Below are 18,043 nucleotides of genomic sequence, written 5' to 3' on the forward strand. Positions count from 1 at the left end.
ACCCGCCAATCTTGAGTTCTTCATCCGTTCATGCCATCATGCCCCCTCGCGCCCCCTGGGCAGCCCAAAACTTCACGAGGTCATAGATGGATCGCAACCTGGCTCTGGAACTGGTACGCGTCACCGAAGCCGCCGCCCTGGCCTGCGGCCGCTGGGTGGGCAAGGGCGACAAGGACGCCGCGGATGCCGCCGCCGTCGACGCCATGCGTCGCACCCTGGAAACCGTGGGCATCAACGGCACGGTGGTCATCGGCGAGGGCGAAATGGACGAAGCCCCCATGCTCTACATCGGCGAGAAAGTGGGCAACGGCAGCCTGGCCGAGGTGGACATCGCCGTCGACCCCCTGGAAGGCACCAGCATCTGCGCCAAGGGCATGAACGGCTCCATCGCCACCATCGCCCTGGCGCCCAAGGGCGGCTTTCTTCACGCGCCCGACATGTACATGGAAAAGATCGCCGTGGGTCCCACGGCGCGCGGCGCCATCGACATCAATGCCCCGCCCGCCGTCAACCTCAAGCGCGTCGCCGAAGCCAAGGGCTGCCGGGTGGAAGACCTCACCGTGGTCATCCTCGACCGGCCCCGGCACGACAAGACCGTCAAGGAACTGCGCAAGGCGGGGGCGCGCATTCATCTCATCAGCGACGGCGACGTGGCCCCGGCCATCGCCGCCGCCGTGGAGGGCAGCGGCGTCGATTTGCTCATGGGCATCGGCGGAGCGCCCGAAGGCGTGCTGGCCGCCACGGCCCTGCGTTGCATGGGCGGTGACATGCAGGCGCGCCTGGTCTTTCTCAACCAGGAGGAACGCGACCGTGCGCGTGCCATGGGCATCGACGATTTCGACCGCATCTACCGCGCCGAGGACCTGGCGCGCGGCGAGGTGGTGTTCGCCGCCACCGGCGTGACCAACGGCGACTTGCTGCGCGGCGTGCGCTATTTCGCCGGCGGCGCGGCGACCCATTCCATCGTCATGCGCTCGCGCTCCCGCACGGTGCGCTTCATCGAGGCCCGCCACTATTTCGACTTCAAGCCCGGCCTCGACGCCCAGCTTTCCAGCCGGCGGGGCGGGCCGGCCCATGAGGGAAATTAAACCTTGCAATCTTCATCCGAATTGCTTAAATTACCAATGTTTTTCTTTATGTAACCCGACCTGAGAGAGTTTGCATGGCCATCATAACCATCTCCCGCGAAATGGGCAGCGGCGGCATCCCCATCGCTCACAGGGCCGCGGAAAAACTCGGTTACACCCTGATTGACGGCGAAGCGATCATGAAGGCCGCGGTGTCCCGCGGCCTGACTCCCGAAGCCGTGGAAAAAGCCGATGAGAAGCCGCCGGCCTTCGTCGAGAGCGAGGATCAGGAGATCGAAGCCGATCTGCACCGCATCGAACTGATCATTCTCGAAGCCGCCCTCAAGGGCAACGTCATCATCTACGGCCGAGGCGGCCAGGATCTGCTGCGCGATGTCGCCAGCGTGTTTCGCGTGCGCATCATCGCGCCCTTCGAGCTGCGCGTCGAGCGCTGGGCCGAACGTGAATGGCTCGATCCCGACCTGGCGCGCAAGCTTGTTCGGCGCAGTGACCAGCAACGCGCCGGTTTCATCAAGTATTTCTTCGATCGTGACTGGGTCGATCCCCTGGGCTACGACCTGGTCATCAACACCGAGCGCCTAAGCGAGGACACCGCCATCAAGCTGATCTGCGAAGGGGTGCGCGACACCAACCTCAAGGATCGCCAGGCGGAAAAAAAGAAGATTCTCAACGACCTCATCCTGCGCAAGCGCGTCGAAATCGGCCTGCTCGCCGCCCACGGAATCGAGGAACTCAATGTCGACGTCGCGGTCAGCGACGGCGTCATCACCCTGAGCGGCACAGCGCACAGCGACAAGGAACGACGCGAGATCCTCGGCATTGCCGGCGGCTGTCCCGGCACCAAGGACGTGGTCGATCGCCTGCGCGTCGTGCAGTATCGCTCATTGCCCGACGAACACTGATCCGAACTCCCTTTTCGCTCTCCAAGCCGGCGTGTCCCGCCGGCTTTTTTCATGCCGCGCGGTCTCCAACCCGCGCCCGAACGACTCCTGGCACGCCCGAACTACACCTTGCCGCTCCCGCGGCCTTCATGCTAGGATGCGGCTTCGCTTTTCGCCGGACTCTTGCGCCCGGCCAGATCTATCCCCGCAAGGAGCAGCAGATCCCTATGGCAGGACACAGCAAATGGGCCAACATCAAGCACCGCAAGGGTGCCCAGGACGCCCGGCGCGGCAAGGTCTTCACCAAGATCATCAAGGAAATCACCATCGCCTCGCGCATCGGCGGCGGTGACCCCAATACCAATCCGCGCCTGCGCCTGGCCGTCGACAAGGCCAAGCAGGCCAACATGCCCAAGGACAACGTCGATCGCGCCATCAAGAAGGGCACCGGCGACCTTGACGGCGTGACCTACGAGGAAGGCATGTTCGAAGGCTACGGCCCCGGCGGCGTGGCGGTCATGGTCGAATTCATGACCGACAACCGCACCCGCACCGTCGCCGACGTGCGCCACATCTTCACCAAGCACGGCGGCAATCTCGGCGTGAGCGGCTCGGTGGGCTTTCTCTTCGATCGCAAGGGACTCATCGCCTTCGCGCCGGGTCAGGACTTCGACGCCATTTTCGAGGCGGCCCTGGAAGCGGGCGCCGAGGACGTGAAGGACGAGGGCGACGCCATCGAGGTCATCACCGCTCCGGACAATTTCATCGAAGTGCGCGAGGTCCTGGAGGCGAAGAACCTGCAATGGGATACCGCCGAAATCACCATGCTGCCCCAGACCCTGGTCCAACTGGAGGGCAAGCAGGCCGAGCAGATGCTCAAGATGATGGAAAAACTCGAGGACTACGACGACGTGCAGAACGTCTACGCCAACTTCGACATCTCCGACGAGGATATCGCCCAGGTCATGGGCTGAGGGCATGCGCATCCTCGGCATCGATCCCGGCAGTCGCGCCACCGGTTACGGCCTCGTCGAAAAGCAGGGCAATCGCCTGCGGCATATCGACAACGGCGTCATCCTTACCGGCGGCGAGGCGCCCCTGAGCGAGCGCCTCGGAATCATCTACCGCGAACTCGGCGCCGTCATCGCCCGCCATGCCCCCCAGGTGGTGGCCATCGAGCAGATTTTTCTGGCGCGCAACGCCCTCTCCGCCCTCAAGCTCGGTCACGCCCGCGGCGTGGCGCTGCTGGCCGGGGTTCATCATCAGCTGCCGGTTTACGAGTACACCGCGCTACAGGTCAAAAGCGCGGTGGTCGGCTATGGGAGGGCGGGCAAGGCGCAGATCCAGGAAATGGTGCGTATCCTGCTCAACCTGCCGGAGGTGGCCCAGGAGGACGCCTCCGACGCCCTGGCGGTGGCCATCTGTCACGCCCACAGCGCCGGCCTCAACCAGCGTGTCGCCCAGGCCCTGACCGCGAAACCCTAGGATTGGCCCTTGCCCACCGCGCCCTTCGCCCATGACTGAACCGGGTTTGCCATGATTGCCCTGCTCACCGGAAAACTTGCCTACAAATCCCTGGATCACGTGATCGTCGACGTGGGCGGTGTGGGCTACCGGGTCACCGTGCCCCTGTCGACCTTCTACAAACTTCCCGACGAAGGCGTGGTGCAACTGCGGATTCACACCAGCGTCAAGGAAGACGCCATTGCCCTGTACGGCTTTCTCACCAACGCCGAGAAGGAGATGTTCGCGCTGCTATTGGGCGTCTCCGGCGTGGGTCCCAAGCTGGCGGTCAACATTCTCTCCAATATCGAGGCCGCGGATCTGCGCGCGGCACTGGCCCGGGCCGACATCCGCCGCCTCTCGGCGGTGCCGGGCATCGGCAAAAAAACCGCCGAGCGCTTGAGCCTGGAGCTCAAGGACAAGGTGCAGCGCCTGGCGCCCCTGGCGGCGGACGCCCAGCCGCCTCAGGATGCCGAGGCCCATGCCGATTCCCTCGACGATGTGCTCTCGGCCCTGGTCAATCTCGGCTACAAGGATGTCCAGGCGCGCAAGGTGCTCGAATCCCTGGAGATCGCTCCCGGCGCGGGCCTGGAGGACATTCTCAAGGGCGCGCTGAAAATTCTCATGAAATAGCCGGCCAACTCCGGCGGATTCGACACCCATGGACGATCGCCTTATCTCACCCCAGCTCTCCGACGGCGAGGATCGCCACGAGGCCGGCCTGCGGCCGCGTTTTCTGCGCGAGTACATCGGCCAGAGCAAGGCGCGGGAGAATCTCGCCATCTTCATCCAGGCCGCCCGCAACCGCCAGGAAGCTCTCGACCACGTGCTGTTCCATGGCCCGCCGGGACTGGGCAAGACCACCCTGGCCAACATCATCGCCGGCGAGATGGGCGTCGGCATCAAAAGCACCTCGGGGCCGGTGATCGAAAAACCGGGTGATCTGGCCGCCATCCTCACCAACCTGGAAAGCGGCGATGTGCTGTTCATCGACGAGATCCACCGCCTCTCGCCGGTCATCGAGGAAGTCCTCTATCCCGCCATGGAGGATTTCCAGCTCGATATCATCATCGGCCAGGGCCCCTCGGCGCGCACCGTCAAGCTTGATCTGCCGCGCTTCACCCTGGTGGGCGCCACCACCCGCGCGGGCTTGCTCTCCTCGCCCCTGCGCGACCGCTTCGGCGTCATCAGCCGCCTGGAATTCTATTCCCCCGAGGAACTCTGCCAGATCGTCACGCGCAGCGCGCGCATTCTCGACATCGCCGCCGACGCCGAGGGCGCCATGGAGATCGCCCGCCGCAGTCGCGGCACGCCGCGCATCGCCAACCGCCTGCTGCGGCGGGTGCGCGACTTCGCCGAAGTGCTCGGCGCGAGCGCCATCACCCGGGTCATCGCCGACGAGGCTCTGGGACGCCTCGAAGTCGACCGGCTGGGACTCGACCACATGGACCGCCATATCCTGCTCACCATCATCGACAAGTTCGGCGGCGGCCCCGTGGGACTGGAAACCCTGGCGGCGGCGGTGGGCGAGGAAAAGGACACCATCGAGGATGTCATCGAGCCCTACCTGATCCAGCAGGGCTATCTCAACCGCACCCCGCGCGGCCGCAAGGCCACGGTTGCCGCCTATCGCCATTTTCAGCGGCTGCCGGCGAGCGGCGACCAGGATGGTCTTTTTTCCTAGCCCTTCGCGCAAGCGGCGCGTCACCAACCGAACAGGATTCAGGTCGAACCGATGCTGCGCTTCCCCGTCGCTCAGAAAATTGCCGCCGGCTATGCCTTGGTCAGCCTGTTCTGCCTGGCCGGGGTCATCTACGCCCTGGCCGCCCTGAGCCATCAGACCCGCCTCAACCAGGATCTGGTGCGCGTGGATTTTGCCCTCATGGGACTGGTGCGCGACCTGCGCGGCAACCTGCTGGCCCAGGAGCGCCTGGAGCGGCAATTGCTGATTCTGCACGACGCCCAGCTCAAGGAACTGCTTGAGGCGCGCCAGCAGGAATTCAGCGCGCTTCACGGCCGCTTGCGGGCGCTTTCCTCCCTCGGGGACGCGCCCCTCGAAACCGGCCTCAAGGCCCTGGGCGAGGCGAACCTTGAGGCCCGCCTTCTCCTTGAGACGTCCCGCTGGGAGGATGCGGCGCAGTTTTCGCGCACCTCCCTTTCCCCGTTGCGCAACCAGTTGCTCGACCAACTGGAGCAATTTCTGCGGTCCCGCGAGGCCGCCCTTGATGAGCAGCTCCATTCCCTGCTTGCGCAAAGCCGGCGCGCCTACCGCCTGACCCTGACCCTGACGTTTTGCGGCATCGGCCTTGCCGCCCTGGTCGGCGCCTGGGGCAGCTACCGCATTCACCAGGCGGTGCGCCGCCTGACGCGCGCCACCCAGGACATGGCCGCGGGCAGCTTCGATGCCCCGCCCGCTCTCGACACCCCCGACGAATTCGGCCAACTGGCGCGGGATTTTCACTGGATGGGGCAAAAGCTCAAGGAACTCGACCAACTCAAACTCGATGCCAATCCCCTCACCCATTTGCCCGGCAATCTGGCCATCGAGCGCGAAATGGAAAAACGCATCGCCCACGGGCGGCCCTTTGCCGCCATCTATGCCGATCTAGACAACTTCAAGGCCTTTAACGACCGCTATGGCTATCAGGCCGGCAGCGACGTGCTGGCGCGGGTCGGCGAACTGGTGCGGCAGGCGGTGCTCGCTCAGGGCAATCCCGAGGACCTGGTGGGCCATATCGGCGGCGACGACTACATCGTGCTCTCCACCCCGGAGCGGGCGGAAGCCATCGCCGGCGCGCTGCTCGGCACTTTTGACGCGGCCGTGCCCGGCTTTTATTCGGAGGAAGACCGCGAGCGCGGCTATTTCATCAGCAAGGACCGCTTCGACGTCGAGCGGAGCTTCCCTTTGCTGAGCATGTCGGTGGCGGTGGTCACCTCGACCAGCCTCAAGAATCCCTCGCCGGCGGCCATCGGGCGCGAATGCGCCAAGATCAAGGACCACCTCAAGAAGCTTGCAGGCAGCAATTACCTCATCGATCGCCGGGAACAGAGATGACGCCCCTAAAGACCCACATCCCGCTGCTGCTGATCTGCGCTCTTTTGACCACGGCCTGCGCTCCGGGGCGCTTCGGCCCATTTCAGATCAATCCCCAGGATGAAAGCCTGTTTCGCGCGGGGCTCTCCCGCTGGGAAGCCGGCGATACCGACCCCGCCGAATTCCACAGCCTCGTGCAAGACTATCCGGACAGCCCTCTGACCCTGGCCGCCGCGGCCCTTCGCGCCGGCGCGGAGCAAACAGAAAACCTGCGCAACCAGTCCACCCAGGACCAGGAGCGTCTGCGGCGCCTGGAAAAGCAGCACGCCCAGGCGAGCCGCGAGTTGGACGCCTGCCGTGCCCAGGTTCGCGAACTTGACGCTCAAGCGCAACAATTCAAGCAAATCCTTATCGACACCGAAGGTCGCTGAAGTCATCCCCATGACGGTTCCAAACCCATTTAGTTCACAGGATTGCGCAAAGCCTTCGGTCCTGGCCGCCGATTTGGCGCGCTGGGCGCAGGAGCTGGTCGACCAGGGGCGCTCGCCTTTCCGTCGCGTCGAGGCGCAGCCCCAACTGCTGTCCTCGCAGGGAATCCTCCATCCTCACCTGGTTTTCTGGATCAACCGCGAGAGCTTCATGGCGGGCGGCCTATTGCTGCTTGCGACGGGATCCGTCGCGGAGGTCTTCGCCCAGGGCCGCGCCTGCGCCCAGGCCCTGGGCCTGAGCCACTTTCTCACCTGGCGGGGCCAGGAAATCACCTTCTGGGCCGACGAGCCTTCGGCGCCGCGCGCCGTGAAGGTACTCGAATTGCCGCCCGAGGCCGAACAGCGTCCCGGCGGCCTGCGCTGGGCGCTGCAGGAAATTCTCGAGGCCCTCAAGCCCCTGGCGATTCTTGGCGCCGTGCCCCCGGAGCAGCTCAGCCCCTATTATTTGGCCAATCTGTGCCGCTCCCCCCTGCGCCTGACTCATGACGAGCTGGAGGCGGCCTTTCGCGGCGGGCGCGTCGACGCAGACAGCGCCTCGGGCCTGTCCGTTCCCGCGCTGGTCAGCGCCAAGGGGGGCCTGACCCTGGCGCGCCTGCTCGCCCTGATGTCCGCCAACCAGGTTCCCGAGACGGTGCAGCCGGAAAAACTCGAACGCGCCCTGGAACTGGCCCTGCCCTACCTTGCCCCGCCCTTGGCCCAGGCACTGCAACCCTTTGCCGGGGAACTGCCCCTGCCCCATGCCAGCGCCGTGCGCTTTCACCATCTGTTTCGCCGTCTCGGCCAGTTGCGCTGGGGGCGCGATAGCCGGCGTGCCGTCGCCACGCTGGAGATTCTCGTGGATCAGCGCCGCCGCCGCCTGGGACTGCCGCCCGCGAAGCAGGATCGAACCCTGGCGGCCGACACCCTGGTGGTCAATCCCGTTTGCCCACAGCAGGCCGCGGGCCCCTTTCACGAGGTCCATCAGGACGCGACCCTGCGGGCGTTGCTGGGGCTGCTGCGCGACCTGCGGGGCGCGCCCGCGCCGGCCACCAGCAGCGCTGATATCATGCACCTGCAGCCGCGCCCCCCCCTGAGCAGGATCGAAGGCACCCTGATCGCCCAGGACCGGCCCCTGGGCCAAGGCGACAAGGAACTTTTTCGCGTCTGCCTGCGCGCCTCCTGGCCCCATCGCCGCCCGCAATTTCCCGCGCGCGCGCCCCGCTGGCTCTATGAAGCCGTGCATCTGCTCGGCCTGGCCGCCGAGGAGGCGCGAATCGAGATCGACCTGCCCGATGCTTGGCTGCGGCCCGGAAACGCTCAGCCCTTGGTCGCGATCCTTCTCGATCAATTTCGTTTGCAAACCCTGGTTCGCATCCGGCCCGGATGCGTGCGCCTCGACGTCGAAAAAACCGCGCCCGCGGCGCCCCCCTTGGAAGTGACGCAGGGACTCGCAACGGCGCTGGTCCCGAACGAGGTGTTCCCCGAGGAGGCCTGGAACGCCTGGTTGGGCGCGGCGGCCGACATTCTGTCGGAGGAGGTCATCCATGAGGGCGCGGCCGCGCAGACGGAACCTGAGCGCCGCATCGACGAGGAAGAGCGCGCGCGGATCATCGCCGGGGTATTCGCCGACGGCCTGCCGCGCTTTCCGGAAACCTACCTGTACGAGCACTATCGCCCCGAATTGCGGGAGTTCACCCTGAGGGGGCCGCTGCGAATGCACAGTCTCTTTCTGGGCACCTGCGAACTGGTGGATGAGGCCGGGCATATTCTCGAGGTCCAGGGCGAGGAAACCGCTCAGGCCCTGATCCTGGCTTCCCACGGCGACGCACGCCTCGTGCGCCTGCCCTGTGACCGTCAGGTGACCGCGGCCATCGTGGCAAAATACCTGGCCGATCTGCAGGAACTGCGACAAAAATTGCTGCGCGAAACCTTCAGCCGCCGGGAAAAAAGCCAGACGGCCCGCCAATGGGCCAAAAGGATCTGGGACAGCCTGCCGTTGCCGCCCTGGGATCAACTGCCCGAGCAGCAACCTTGATCCGCGTCGCGGACTCGGGTGATAATGCCGAGTGTGCCCGAGGCGGCCACGACGGAAAGGACAGCGTCCATGAACATCCTCATCCATATCTGCTGCGGCAACTGCGCCCTCTTTCCCCTGGAGCGCCTGCGCGCCGAGAATCACCGGGTCCAGGGCTATTTCTTCAATCACAACATCCATCCCTACCAAGAATATTGCCGCCGCCGCGAGGCGGTGGAGCAGTTTGCCGCCGCCGCCGCTCTGCCCCTCACCTGGCGGGACGACTACGCCCTCGAGGAGTTTCTCGCCCAGGTCGCCGCCGCGCCCGATCGGCGCTGCGACTACTGCTACCGCTCGCGCCTGGAGAAAAGCGCCCGGGTCGCTGCGGAAGGGGGTTTCGACGCCTTCACCACCAGCCTGCTCTATTCCCGCTACCAACAACACGAGCGCATTCGCGAACTGGGCGAGACGCTGGCGGAGCGCTACGGCATCGCCTTTCATTACGAGGATTATCGACGGGGCTGGCAGCAGGGCATTGCCGCGTCCAAGGCCCTGGGCCTCTACCGCCAGCAGTATTGCGGCTGCATCTATTCGGAAAAAGAACGCTATCAACCACGCCGAAAGTCCTGAGCCCGTCCATGCACCCTGGAAAACTGCTCATTCTGCTGGGCGTCCTCCTCATTCTCGCCGGCCTGCTTTACACCTGGGGAGGAAAAATCCCGCTGCTTGGCCGCCTTCCCGGGGACATCCGCCTAACCAGGGATCATTTTTCCTTTTATTTCCCCCTGGGCACTTGTATTCTGATTTCCGTCTTGCTTTCCTTGGTTTTCTGGTTGTTTCGCCGCTGAACGGGCCACCCTCCACCCTTTATCGTCTCGAGGTCGACATGAGTAGCCAGAACTGCGCGCCAGCTTCCAAACTCGGCCTCGCGTTGGGCAGCGGTGCCGCGCGGGGCCTGGCCCACATCGGTGTGCTCAAGGTTCTGGAACAGGAAGGCATCGCCGTCGACTGCATTGCCGGCACCTCCATCGGCGCCTTCATCGGCGCCCTGCACGCCGCCGGGGTGCCGCTCAAGGAAATGGAAGAGGTGGCGGTGGGCCTCGACTGGAAGCAGTTGGCGCGCTTCATCGACCCGGTGATCCCCACCAGCGGTCTGCTTGATGGCCAACGTGTGCTCGATTTCATGGCCTCGCTATTGCCAGTGCGCAGCTTCGAGCAACTGCGCCTGCCCCTGGCGGTCACCGCCACGGATGTGGAAAGCGGCGAGGCGCTGGTGATCCGCCGCGGCAATCTCCTCGACGCCCTGCGCGCCGCCATCTCCTTTCCCGGCATTTTCCCGCCGGCGCGCTTCGGCCGGCGCTTTCTCATCGACGGCGGCCTGTGCCACCCCGTCCCCGTTGAGGCCGTGCGCGGTTTGGGCGCTGAGAAAATCATCGCCGTGTGCGCCATCCCCAAGGTCGAGAAATCGCCGCGGGAGGAATTTCTCCCCGACCGGCGCAAGCAGGAACCAGAACCCGGCGGTTGGCACTTTCCCTTCACGGTGCAAAGCATCGAGGAGCGCTTTCGCGAGCTCTGGCAGAAAACCCGCGCGCCGTCCGATCCTGAACCCGCCGATCGGCGCCGCGAGCGCACGCCGCCAAGCCTGCTCAAGGTCTGCGCGCAGAGCGTGGCCATCATGGAGAACCAAATCAACGACCTGCGTCTGGAAAACAATCAGTTCGACCTGCTCATTCGACCCGACTTCGGTGACATCACCCTGCTTGAGTTTCACCGCGCCGCCGAAGCCATTGCGGCCGGCGAGCGGGCAACCCGCGCCCTTTTGCCCGAATTGCGTCGTCTGCAACAAAAGCCGTTGCACCCGTCCTGAGCCGTGTTAAAATCAAAAGGGCAAAAAATTATAATAGGTTACACAGGAGGCCAACCATGTTTGAACTGCTCGAGAAAATGATGATGACGGGCATGGGCGCCATCTGCCTGACCCAGAAAAAGGCCGAGGAACTGCTCGGGGAAATGAAGGAGCGTTTCAACATCTCGGAGGAAGAGGGCAAGTCCTTTCTCGCCAAGATGCAGAAAAACGCCGAGGAGACCCAGAAGAAGCTCGAAGAGATGGCTCAGGATGAGGTCCGCCGCGCCTGCGAGCGGGTCGGCATGGTGACCATGGAGGAATTCGAGAAATTGCAGAAAAAGGTGCAGCAGCTCGACAAGCATATGAAGGAGTTGCAGAAGTAGCCCGCGCCCTCGGCCGCTGACGCCCCTGCCCTCATGCTGACCTTTACGCGGATCAACCGCAACATCCGCTCGATCAAGAGGTACCGCAACATCCTCGGTATCCTGATCAAGTACGGCTTCGGCCATGTGGTCGAACAGCTCAACATCAACTATTACCTGGAACTGGGCAGGCGGATCGTCACCCTGGGCACCGCGCCCAAGAACATCGACCGCCTTACCCAGGCCGAGCGGCTGCGCCTGGCCATGGAGGAGCTCGGTCCCACCTTCGTCAAGCTCGGGCAGATTCTCTCCACCCGCCCCGACGTCATTCCCCGCGAATACATCGAGGAATTCCGCAAGCTGCAGGACAAGGTGCCGTCGGTGCCCGTCGCCGAACTCCAGGAGCAGATCCGCCGCGAACTCGGTCTGCCCGTGGAGGAGGTCTACGCCAGCTTTGATCCCGTGCCCATCGCCGCCGCCTCCATCGCCCAGGTGCATCGCGCCACCCTGCGCAGCGGCGAATCGGTGGTGGTCAAGGTCCGCCGTCCGGGCATCCTGGAAATCGTCGAAACGGATCTCGACATTATGGCGGGTCTCGCCTATCTCATCGAGAACCATCTGCCCGGAGGCGACCTTTACGACCCGAGCGGCCTGGTCAAGGAATTCCGCCGCACCATCTACCGCGAGATGGACTTTACCCGCGAGGGCCACACCATCGATCGCTTCGCCGCCAACTTCGAGGGCGATGAAACGGTCTACGTGCCGCGGGTTTACTGGGATTTCACCGGCGAGACGGTGCTCACCCTCGAATATGTCGACGGCATCAAGGTCTCCGATCTCCAGGTGCTGGTCGACAAGGGCTATGATCTAAAAATCATCGCCCGCCACGGCGCCGACGCCTTTCTCAAGCAGGTGCTGGTGCACGGCCTGTTCCACGGCGATCCTCACCCGGGCAATTTCTTCATCCTCGAAGGCAACATCATCTGCATGCTCGACTACGGCATGGTCGGGCGCCTCGACGGCGAACTCAAATACCGCCTGGTCGATCTGCTGCTCGGCGTATTGCAACGCGATGTCGACCGCATCATCTCGCTGATGCTCTATTCCGGGGAAATCAGCGACGAAACCGACCGCAAGGGACTCAAGCGCGATCTCTCCGAATTCATCGACGACTATTACGAAACGCCCCTGGGCGAGCTCAACGTCGGGCGCCTGCTCATGGAATTCGTCGACCTGATGAATGCCTACAGCATCAAGTTTCCCTCGGACCTTATGCTGCTCGCCAAGGCCCTGGTGACCATGGACGGCATCGGCCGGCAGCTCGACCCCGACTTCAACAGGGTCGATCACCTCAAGCCCTTCATTGAAAAGCTGGTCCACGAACGGCTCTCGCCGGGCAATGTTTCCCGCGAATTCCTCGGCATCATGCAGTCCTACGGCTCGCTGATGAAAAACCTGCCGCGGGATCTCAAGGAATTCATCAACCGCGTCAATCGCAACAAATTCAAGATCGACCTGGAACACCGCGGCCTGGAAAAACTCATCTCCGAATTCGACAAATCGAGCAACCGCCTCTCCTTTGCCCTGGTGATCGGTTCACTCATCGTCGGCAGCTCGCTCATCATCCAAAGCGACAAGGGCCCGCAGCTCTTCGGCTTTCCAGTCCTGGGCATCCTCGGCTACACCATCGCCGGAATTCTCGGCCTGTGGCTTGCAGTGGCCATCCTACGCTCGGGACGGCTCTAGCCTCTGTGGCGTGGACGCCACAGCCCCTATGGTTGCGCCACAACAATCATCCCGCAAACAGGGATCAACCCCTCTGCACCCCGATCCTTTTTATAACAATTTCAATAAGTTCCAAATAGCTCAAAATATGGCAAACTCCTTGCAGACATGAGGGACGTAAGATTCGTACCCGTACCCTGCCAGGAGGCAACCTTGATTTTCCAGTGCACCATCGCCACACCGCTGATCATTTCCGGAATCGGACTTCACTCGGGCCGCCGCATCACCATGCACCTGCGCCCCGCCGAAGCCGGCACCGGCATTGTCTTTCATCGCAGCGAGGGCGATCGCAGTGTTTCCATCGAAGCCGTATCGGCCAATGTCGTCGACACCCGCCTCGCCACGGTGCTCGGCAAGGGCGGACTGAGCGTTTCCACCGTCGAGCATTTGCTCGCCTCCCTCAACGCCCTGGGCATCGACAATCTGCACATCGACATCGATGGCCCCGAAGTTCCGGTCCTTGACGGCAGCGCGGCGCCCTTTGTCGATCTGCTGGAAAATACCGGAATCCGTCAGCTGGACCGCAGCCGCAAATTCCTTGCGATTCGCAAGCCACTCACCCTGATCGAAGGGGAAAAGCGCGTCACCATCATTCCCTCGCGGTTTTTCCGCGTGAGCTTCGGCATTGCCTTTGATCACCCGAGCATCGCGCAGCAGTCGTTTTCCTTCAAGTGCTCGGCCCAGGCCTTTCGTCGGGACATCGCCCCCGCCCGCACCTTCGGCTTCCTGCAGGAGGTGGAATACCTCAAGGCCAACGGCCTGGCGCGCGGCGGCTCCCTGGAGAACGCCATCGTCATCGACAAGAATGGCGTGCTCAATCCCGAGGGACTGCGCTTCACGGACGAATTCGTGCGCCACAAAATTCTCGACAGCATCGGCGATTTCAGCCTGCTGGGCTATCCCCTGCTCGGCCATCTCAAGGCTTATAAGGCCGGCCACGACATCAACCACAAGATGGTTGAAAAGATCCTCGCCAATCCCGATCACTGGAAACTTGTGGAATTCAGCGAGGAGAGCCTGCGTGAAGCCCGGCGCGGCCTGCTGCCCAGCTTCGCCGGCGAACTGCTTCCGGCTAAGGCCTGAGCTTTCTCGGCCGACACCTTGAATCGACTCGCAAAAAGCAGCCCTCGCGGCTGCTTTTTGTTTTTTACAGACCTTGCATATCCCTGCGCGAATCACCTAAAATCAGCGTTTGACCCTCAATGGAGCCCCTGAATGACCAAGCCGGATCAACAGTTGAGTGAGCACCGCAAACGCCGCCGCGAATGGGCGCTGGTGTTTTTGTGCCTGCTGCTGGTTTTAGGGCTGACCCAGTATGAGTCGCGCCTGCTGGATCTCTCTTCCGGCGTGTCTCTGTCCAACGGCATCCTGGTTCTGGCGCTGATCAACATCAACATCCTGCTGATCATCCTCTTTTTCTTCCTGGTCTTTCGCAATCTTTTCAAATTGATTCTGGAGAGGCGACGGGGCGTGCCAGGGGCACGCATCCGCAGCAAGCTTGTCCTGGCCTTCGTGGCCCTGTCCCTCGTACCGACCATGCTGTTGTTTTTTGTTTCGGCGGGCTTTATCACCAACACCATTGAAAACTGGTTCAACAACCAGATCGAAAATTCCCTCCAGGAGTCGCTGGACGTCGCGGAAACCTACTACAAGAATTCCGCCTCCAACGCCCTCTATTATGGCGAACAACTAGCACGCATCATCAAGCGCGATCGTCTGCTCAACGAGGCCAACCTCGATCGCTTGACCGCCTTCATCCAGGAAAAGCAAAAAGAGTACAACCTGGGCATTGTCGAGGTGTTCTCCGCCACCTACGAGGAATTGGTACGCGTCACCAACCCCGAAGTCCCCGCCGCCGAATTCACCGACCCCGGCTCGGACGCCATCCGCGAGGCGCTGCAGGGCAACCGCTTTACCCGCATCACCCCCATCGGCCGGGCCGACCTGATTCGCGGCATCGTGCCCGTCTATTCGAATTGGAATCCCGACGACGTGGTGGGCGTGGTGGTGGTCAACTATTACGTGCCGAATTCCCTGGTCTCGAAAATGAAGGAAATCAAGGCCTCCTTCGAGCACTACAAGGGCACGAAAATGGTCAAGGGCCGCATTCAGATGGGCTACGTCATCGTGCTGCTGCTCATTGCCCTGGTGATCATCTTTCTCGCCACCTGGTTCGGCTTTCACTTGGCGCGGGGCATCACCGTGCCCATCCAGGAATTGGCGACGGCCACCAACCGGGTGGCCCAGGGCGATCTCGACGTACGCATCGCCGCGACCAGCGACGACGAAATCGGCACCCTGGTGGATGCCTTCAACACCATGACCGCCGACTTGCGCAAAAGCCAGAAGAACCTGCAAGCGGCCAACCGCGAACTGCAAGCCTCCAACCTGGAAATCGAGCAGCGGCGCCGGTATATGGAAATCGTCCTGCGCAACATCACCGGCGGGGTAATCGCCATCGACCGCGGCGGCAATCTCACCACGGTCAACAAGGCGGCGGAGAAGCTGCTCAACATCCAGAACAAGAAAATCCTCGGCAAAAATTTCCGCGAAGTCCTCGATCCCGAATACCTGCCCGTGGTGCGCGAGATCCTGCGCGAACTCCTGGAATCGGGCAAGGATTCCCTCAGCAAGCAGATCAGCGTGCCGGTGCAGGACAACAAGCTAACCCTGCTGGTGCACGTCACCACCCTGCGCGACGAAAACAAGGAATTCATGGGCACGGTGGTCGTTTTCGACGACCTGACCCAGTTGGTCAAGGCGCAGCGCATGGCCGCCTGGCGCGAGGTGGCGCGCCGTATCGCCCACGAGATCAAGAATCCCCTGACGCCGATCCAGCTGTCCGCCCAGCGCCTGCGCCGTCGCTACCTCGACAAGTTCGGCGAGGACGACCGGGTCTTCGATGAATGCACCGCCATGATCGTGCAGCAGGTCGATGAGTTGAAAAATCTGGTCAACGAATTTTCAAATTTTGCACGCATGCCGGCCAGTCGCCCCAGTCCGAACGACCTCAACCAGATCGTCGGCGAGGCTCTGGTGCTCTTTCAGGAAGCGCACAAGAATATCGAATTCACCTTTCGCCCCGATGCACAGCTACCGGTGTTCAATCTGGACCGCGATCAGATCAAGCGCACCCTGATCAATCTCCTCGACAACGCCGTCGGCGCCATCGACAAGCAGCAAGGCAGCATCGCCGTTTCCACCCACTTCAACACCGAGCTGCAAATGGCCACCCTGACTGTCGCCGATACCGGCTGCGGCATCTCGCCCCAGGTCAAGCCGCGGCTCTTCGAACCCTACTTCAGCACCAAAAAATCGGGAACGGGCCTGGGGCTCGCCATCGTTTCATCCATCGTTTCCGACCACAACGGCTATATCCGCGTGCGCGACAACAGCCCACGCGGCACCCAATTCATCGTCGAACTGCCGGTGGGCGAAAGCGCCGCCGCCGGCAAATCCTTCAGCGCCTGACCGCACAAGAAAGATTCCATGAAAACTGTCTTGATCATTGACGACGAAACCAGTATCCGCCTGAGCCTCGAAGGCATTCTGCAAGACGAGGGGTTTCGCCCCGTTTTCGCCGCGAGCGGCGAGGAGGGGTTGGAACGCATCCGCGAAGAAAATCCCGACATCATCCTGCTCGACATCTGGATGCCGGGGATTGATGGCCTGGAAACCTTGCGCCGCGCCAAGGAGCAGTGGCCCGACCTGCAGGTCATCATGATGAGCGGCCACGGCACCATCGAAACCGCCGTCAAGGCCTTGAAGCTCGGCGCCTACGACTTCATCGAAAAGCCCCTGGCCTTGGAAAAGGTCCTCACCTGCATCCAGAATGCCCTCAAGATGGGCCAATTGCTGGAGGAAAATCGCACCCTCAAGGCGCGCTACGCCAAGGATTTCGAGATGGTCGGCAACAGCGGGCCAATCAACTTGCTCAAGGAGCAGATCTCCATCGCCGCGCCAACCAGCGGCTGGGTGTTGATCACCGGCGAAAACGGCACCGGCAAGGAATTGGTGGCACGCGCCATCCACAATTTCTCCCAACGCCGCGACAAGCCCTTTGTCGAGGTCAATTGCGCCGCGATTCCCGAGGATCTCATCGAATCGGAACTCTTCGGCCACGAGAAGGGCTCGTTTACCGGCGCCACCGCCCTGCGCAAGGGAAAGTTCGATCTGGCTCACGAAGGCACCCTGTTTCTCGACGAGATCGGCGACATGAGCCTCAAGACCCAGGCCAAGGTACTGCGCATCCTGCAGGAGCGCAAGTTCGAGCGAGTCGGCGGCAGCCGCACCATCGAGGTCGACGTGCGGGTTATCGCCGCCACCAACAAGAACCTGGAAGAGGAAATCGAGAAGAGCAACTTTCGCGAGGATCTCTACTATCGCCTCAATGTCCTGCCCTTTCACGTACCGCCCCTGCGGGAGCGCAAGGACGACATCGCGGCGCTGGCCAAGCACTTTCTCGAATATTTTTCCCGCCAGGAAAGCCGCGACATCAAGACTCTCAGCCCCGACGCCTTGTCGGCCCTGAAAAACTACCCCTGGCCGGGCAACGTGCGCGAGTTGAAAAACCTCATCGAACGCCTGGTCATCATGACCCCTGGCAATGAAATTACCCTGGCCAACCTCCCCGCGCATCTGGTCAACCGTCAGGACGGTTCAAGCGCAAGCCAGCGACGCGCCCTAATTGACGCCAGCAATTTTCGCGAGGCCAAGGAAGAATTTGAAAAGGAATTTATCCTGCAGAAACTTGAGGAAAATGACTGGAATATTTCAAGAACTGCCGAAATCATCGATCTGGAACGATCCAACCTGCACCGCAAGATCAAATCCTATGGCATTGAACTGAAGAAATAGCTATGAAATGAACAACGATAGAACGAAAAAAGGCCCACCGTAAAGAAGGTGGGCCATGATTATCTTTATGAAAATTTTCTATTTTTTTCTCTCAAAGCAAAGGCCCCTGGGTTCAGGGGCCTTTTTGGGGAAACATTCCGGCGGCGACCTACTTTCCCACACAGCTACCCGTGCAGTATCATCGGCGCAGTAGGGCTTAACTTCTG

17 protein-coding genes are annotated in these 18,043 nt (G+C 62.4%); all 17 read left to right on the forward strand.

The window, feature by feature from the left end:
- Positions 1 to 86 precede the first annotated feature (86 nt).
- The 17 genes from glpX (at position 87) to QAT43_RS08265 (ending at position 17,837) form a co-directional block, all read left to right on the forward strand.
- A complete protein-coding gene (gene glpX, locus QAT43_RS08185; protein ID WP_305042568.1) occupies positions 87 to 1,088 on the forward strand; it encodes a class II fructose-bisphosphatase in 1,002 nt (333 codons plus the stop codon).
- A gap of 74 nt (positions 1,089 to 1,162) precedes the next feature.
- On the forward strand, positions 1,163 to 1,990 hold the full coding sequence (locus QAT43_RS08190) for a cytidylate kinase family protein (protein WP_305042569.1): 828 nt from the start codon (positions 1,163 to 1,165) through the stop codon (positions 1,988 to 1,990).
- Between the two features lie 206 nt (positions 1,991 to 2,196).
- Complete coding sequence (locus tag QAT43_RS08195; protein WP_305042570.1) at positions 2,197 to 2,943, forward strand: YebC/PmpR family DNA-binding transcriptional regulator; 747 nt, start codon at positions 2,197 to 2,199, stop codon at positions 2,941 to 2,943.
- A 4-nt stretch (positions 2,944 to 2,947) separates the two neighbouring features.
- A complete protein-coding gene (ruvC, locus tag QAT43_RS08200; protein ID WP_305042571.1) occupies positions 2,948 to 3,454 on the forward strand; it encodes a crossover junction endodeoxyribonuclease RuvC in 507 nt (168 codons plus the stop codon).
- A 51-nt stretch (positions 3,455 to 3,505) separates the two neighbouring features.
- Positions 3,506 to 4,105: a Holliday junction branch migration protein RuvA gene (gene ruvA / locus QAT43_RS08205; protein ID WP_305042572.1), complete on the forward strand. Its 600-nt coding sequence runs from the start codon at positions 3,506 to 3,508 to the stop codon at positions 4,103 to 4,105.
- Between the two features lie 28 nt (positions 4,106 to 4,133).
- Positions 4,134 to 5,156, forward strand: coding sequence for a Holliday junction branch migration DNA helicase RuvB (gene ruvB / locus QAT43_RS08210; protein ID WP_305042573.1), 1,023 nt, complete (start codon positions 4,134 to 4,136; stop codon positions 5,154 to 5,156).
- 51 nt (positions 5,157 to 5,207) lie between these two features.
- Entirely contained in the window at positions 5,208 to 6,527 is a 1,320-nt protein-coding gene (locus QAT43_RS08215; RefSeq protein ID WP_305042574.1) for a diguanylate cyclase, read from the forward strand.
- Entirely contained in the window at positions 6,524 to 6,937 is a 414-nt protein-coding gene (locus QAT43_RS08220; RefSeq protein WP_305042575.1) for a tetratricopeptide repeat protein, read from the forward strand. The genes QAT43_RS08215 and QAT43_RS08220 overlap by 4 nt, the downstream gene beginning before the upstream one ends.
- A gap of 10 nt (positions 6,938 to 6,947) precedes the next feature.
- The gene (locus tag QAT43_RS08225) at positions 6,948 to 9,008 is read left to right on the forward strand and encodes a hypothetical protein (protein ID WP_305042576.1); all 2,061 of its coding nucleotides are present in this window, start codon (positions 6,948 to 6,950) and stop codon (positions 9,006 to 9,008) included.
- Between the two features lie 69 nt (positions 9,009 to 9,077).
- The gene (locus tag QAT43_RS08230) at positions 9,078 to 9,617 is read left to right on the forward strand and encodes an epoxyqueuosine reductase QueH (RefSeq protein WP_305042577.1); all 540 of its coding nucleotides are present in this window, start codon (positions 9,078 to 9,080) and stop codon (positions 9,615 to 9,617) included.
- A gap of 8 nt (positions 9,618 to 9,625) precedes the next feature.
- Positions 9,626 to 9,835 (forward strand): DUF2905 domain-containing protein, encoded by a 210-nt coding sequence (locus QAT43_RS08235; protein WP_305042578.1) that lies wholly within the window; start codon positions 9,626 to 9,628, stop codon positions 9,833 to 9,835.
- Between the two features lie 38 nt (positions 9,836 to 9,873).
- Complete coding sequence (locus tag QAT43_RS08240) at positions 9,874 to 10,854, forward strand: patatin-like phospholipase family protein (RefSeq protein WP_305042579.1); 981 nt, start codon at positions 9,874 to 9,876, stop codon at positions 10,852 to 10,854.
- A 56-nt stretch (positions 10,855 to 10,910) separates the two neighbouring features.
- Entirely contained in the window at positions 10,911 to 11,216 is a 306-nt protein-coding gene (locus QAT43_RS08245; RefSeq protein ID WP_305042580.1) for a phasin family protein, read from the forward strand.
- Positions 11,217 to 11,249: 33 nt separating this feature from the next.
- Positions 11,250 to 12,941, forward strand: a complete 1,692-nt coding sequence (locus QAT43_RS08250) for an ABC1 kinase family protein (RefSeq protein ID WP_305042581.1) — start codon at positions 11,250 to 11,252, stop codon at positions 12,939 to 12,941.
- A gap of 192 nt (positions 12,942 to 13,133) precedes the next feature.
- Positions 13,134 to 14,063 carry a UDP-3-O-acyl-N-acetylglucosamine deacetylase gene (lpxC, locus tag QAT43_RS08255; RefSeq protein ID WP_305042582.1) on the forward strand — a complete coding sequence of 310 codons (930 nt, stop codon included), beginning with the start codon at positions 13,134 to 13,136 and terminating at the stop codon, positions 14,061 to 14,063.
- Positions 14,064 to 14,195: 132 nt separating this feature from the next.
- The gene (locus QAT43_RS08260) at positions 14,196 to 16,451 is read left to right on the forward strand and encodes a sensor histidine kinase (protein ID WP_305042583.1); all 2,256 of its coding nucleotides are present in this window, start codon (positions 14,196 to 14,198) and stop codon (positions 16,449 to 16,451) included.
- Positions 16,452 to 16,469: 18 nt separating this feature from the next.
- A complete protein-coding gene (locus QAT43_RS08265; RefSeq protein WP_305042584.1) occupies positions 16,470 to 17,837 on the forward strand; it encodes a sigma-54-dependent transcriptional regulator in 1,368 nt (455 codons plus the stop codon).
- Positions 17,838 to 18,043 lie beyond the last annotated feature (206 nt).

Source organism: Geoalkalibacter sp., assembly GCF_030604225.1.
Lineage (GTDB): Bacteria > Desulfobacterota > Desulfuromonadia > Desulfuromonadales > Geoalkalibacteraceae > Geoalkalibacter.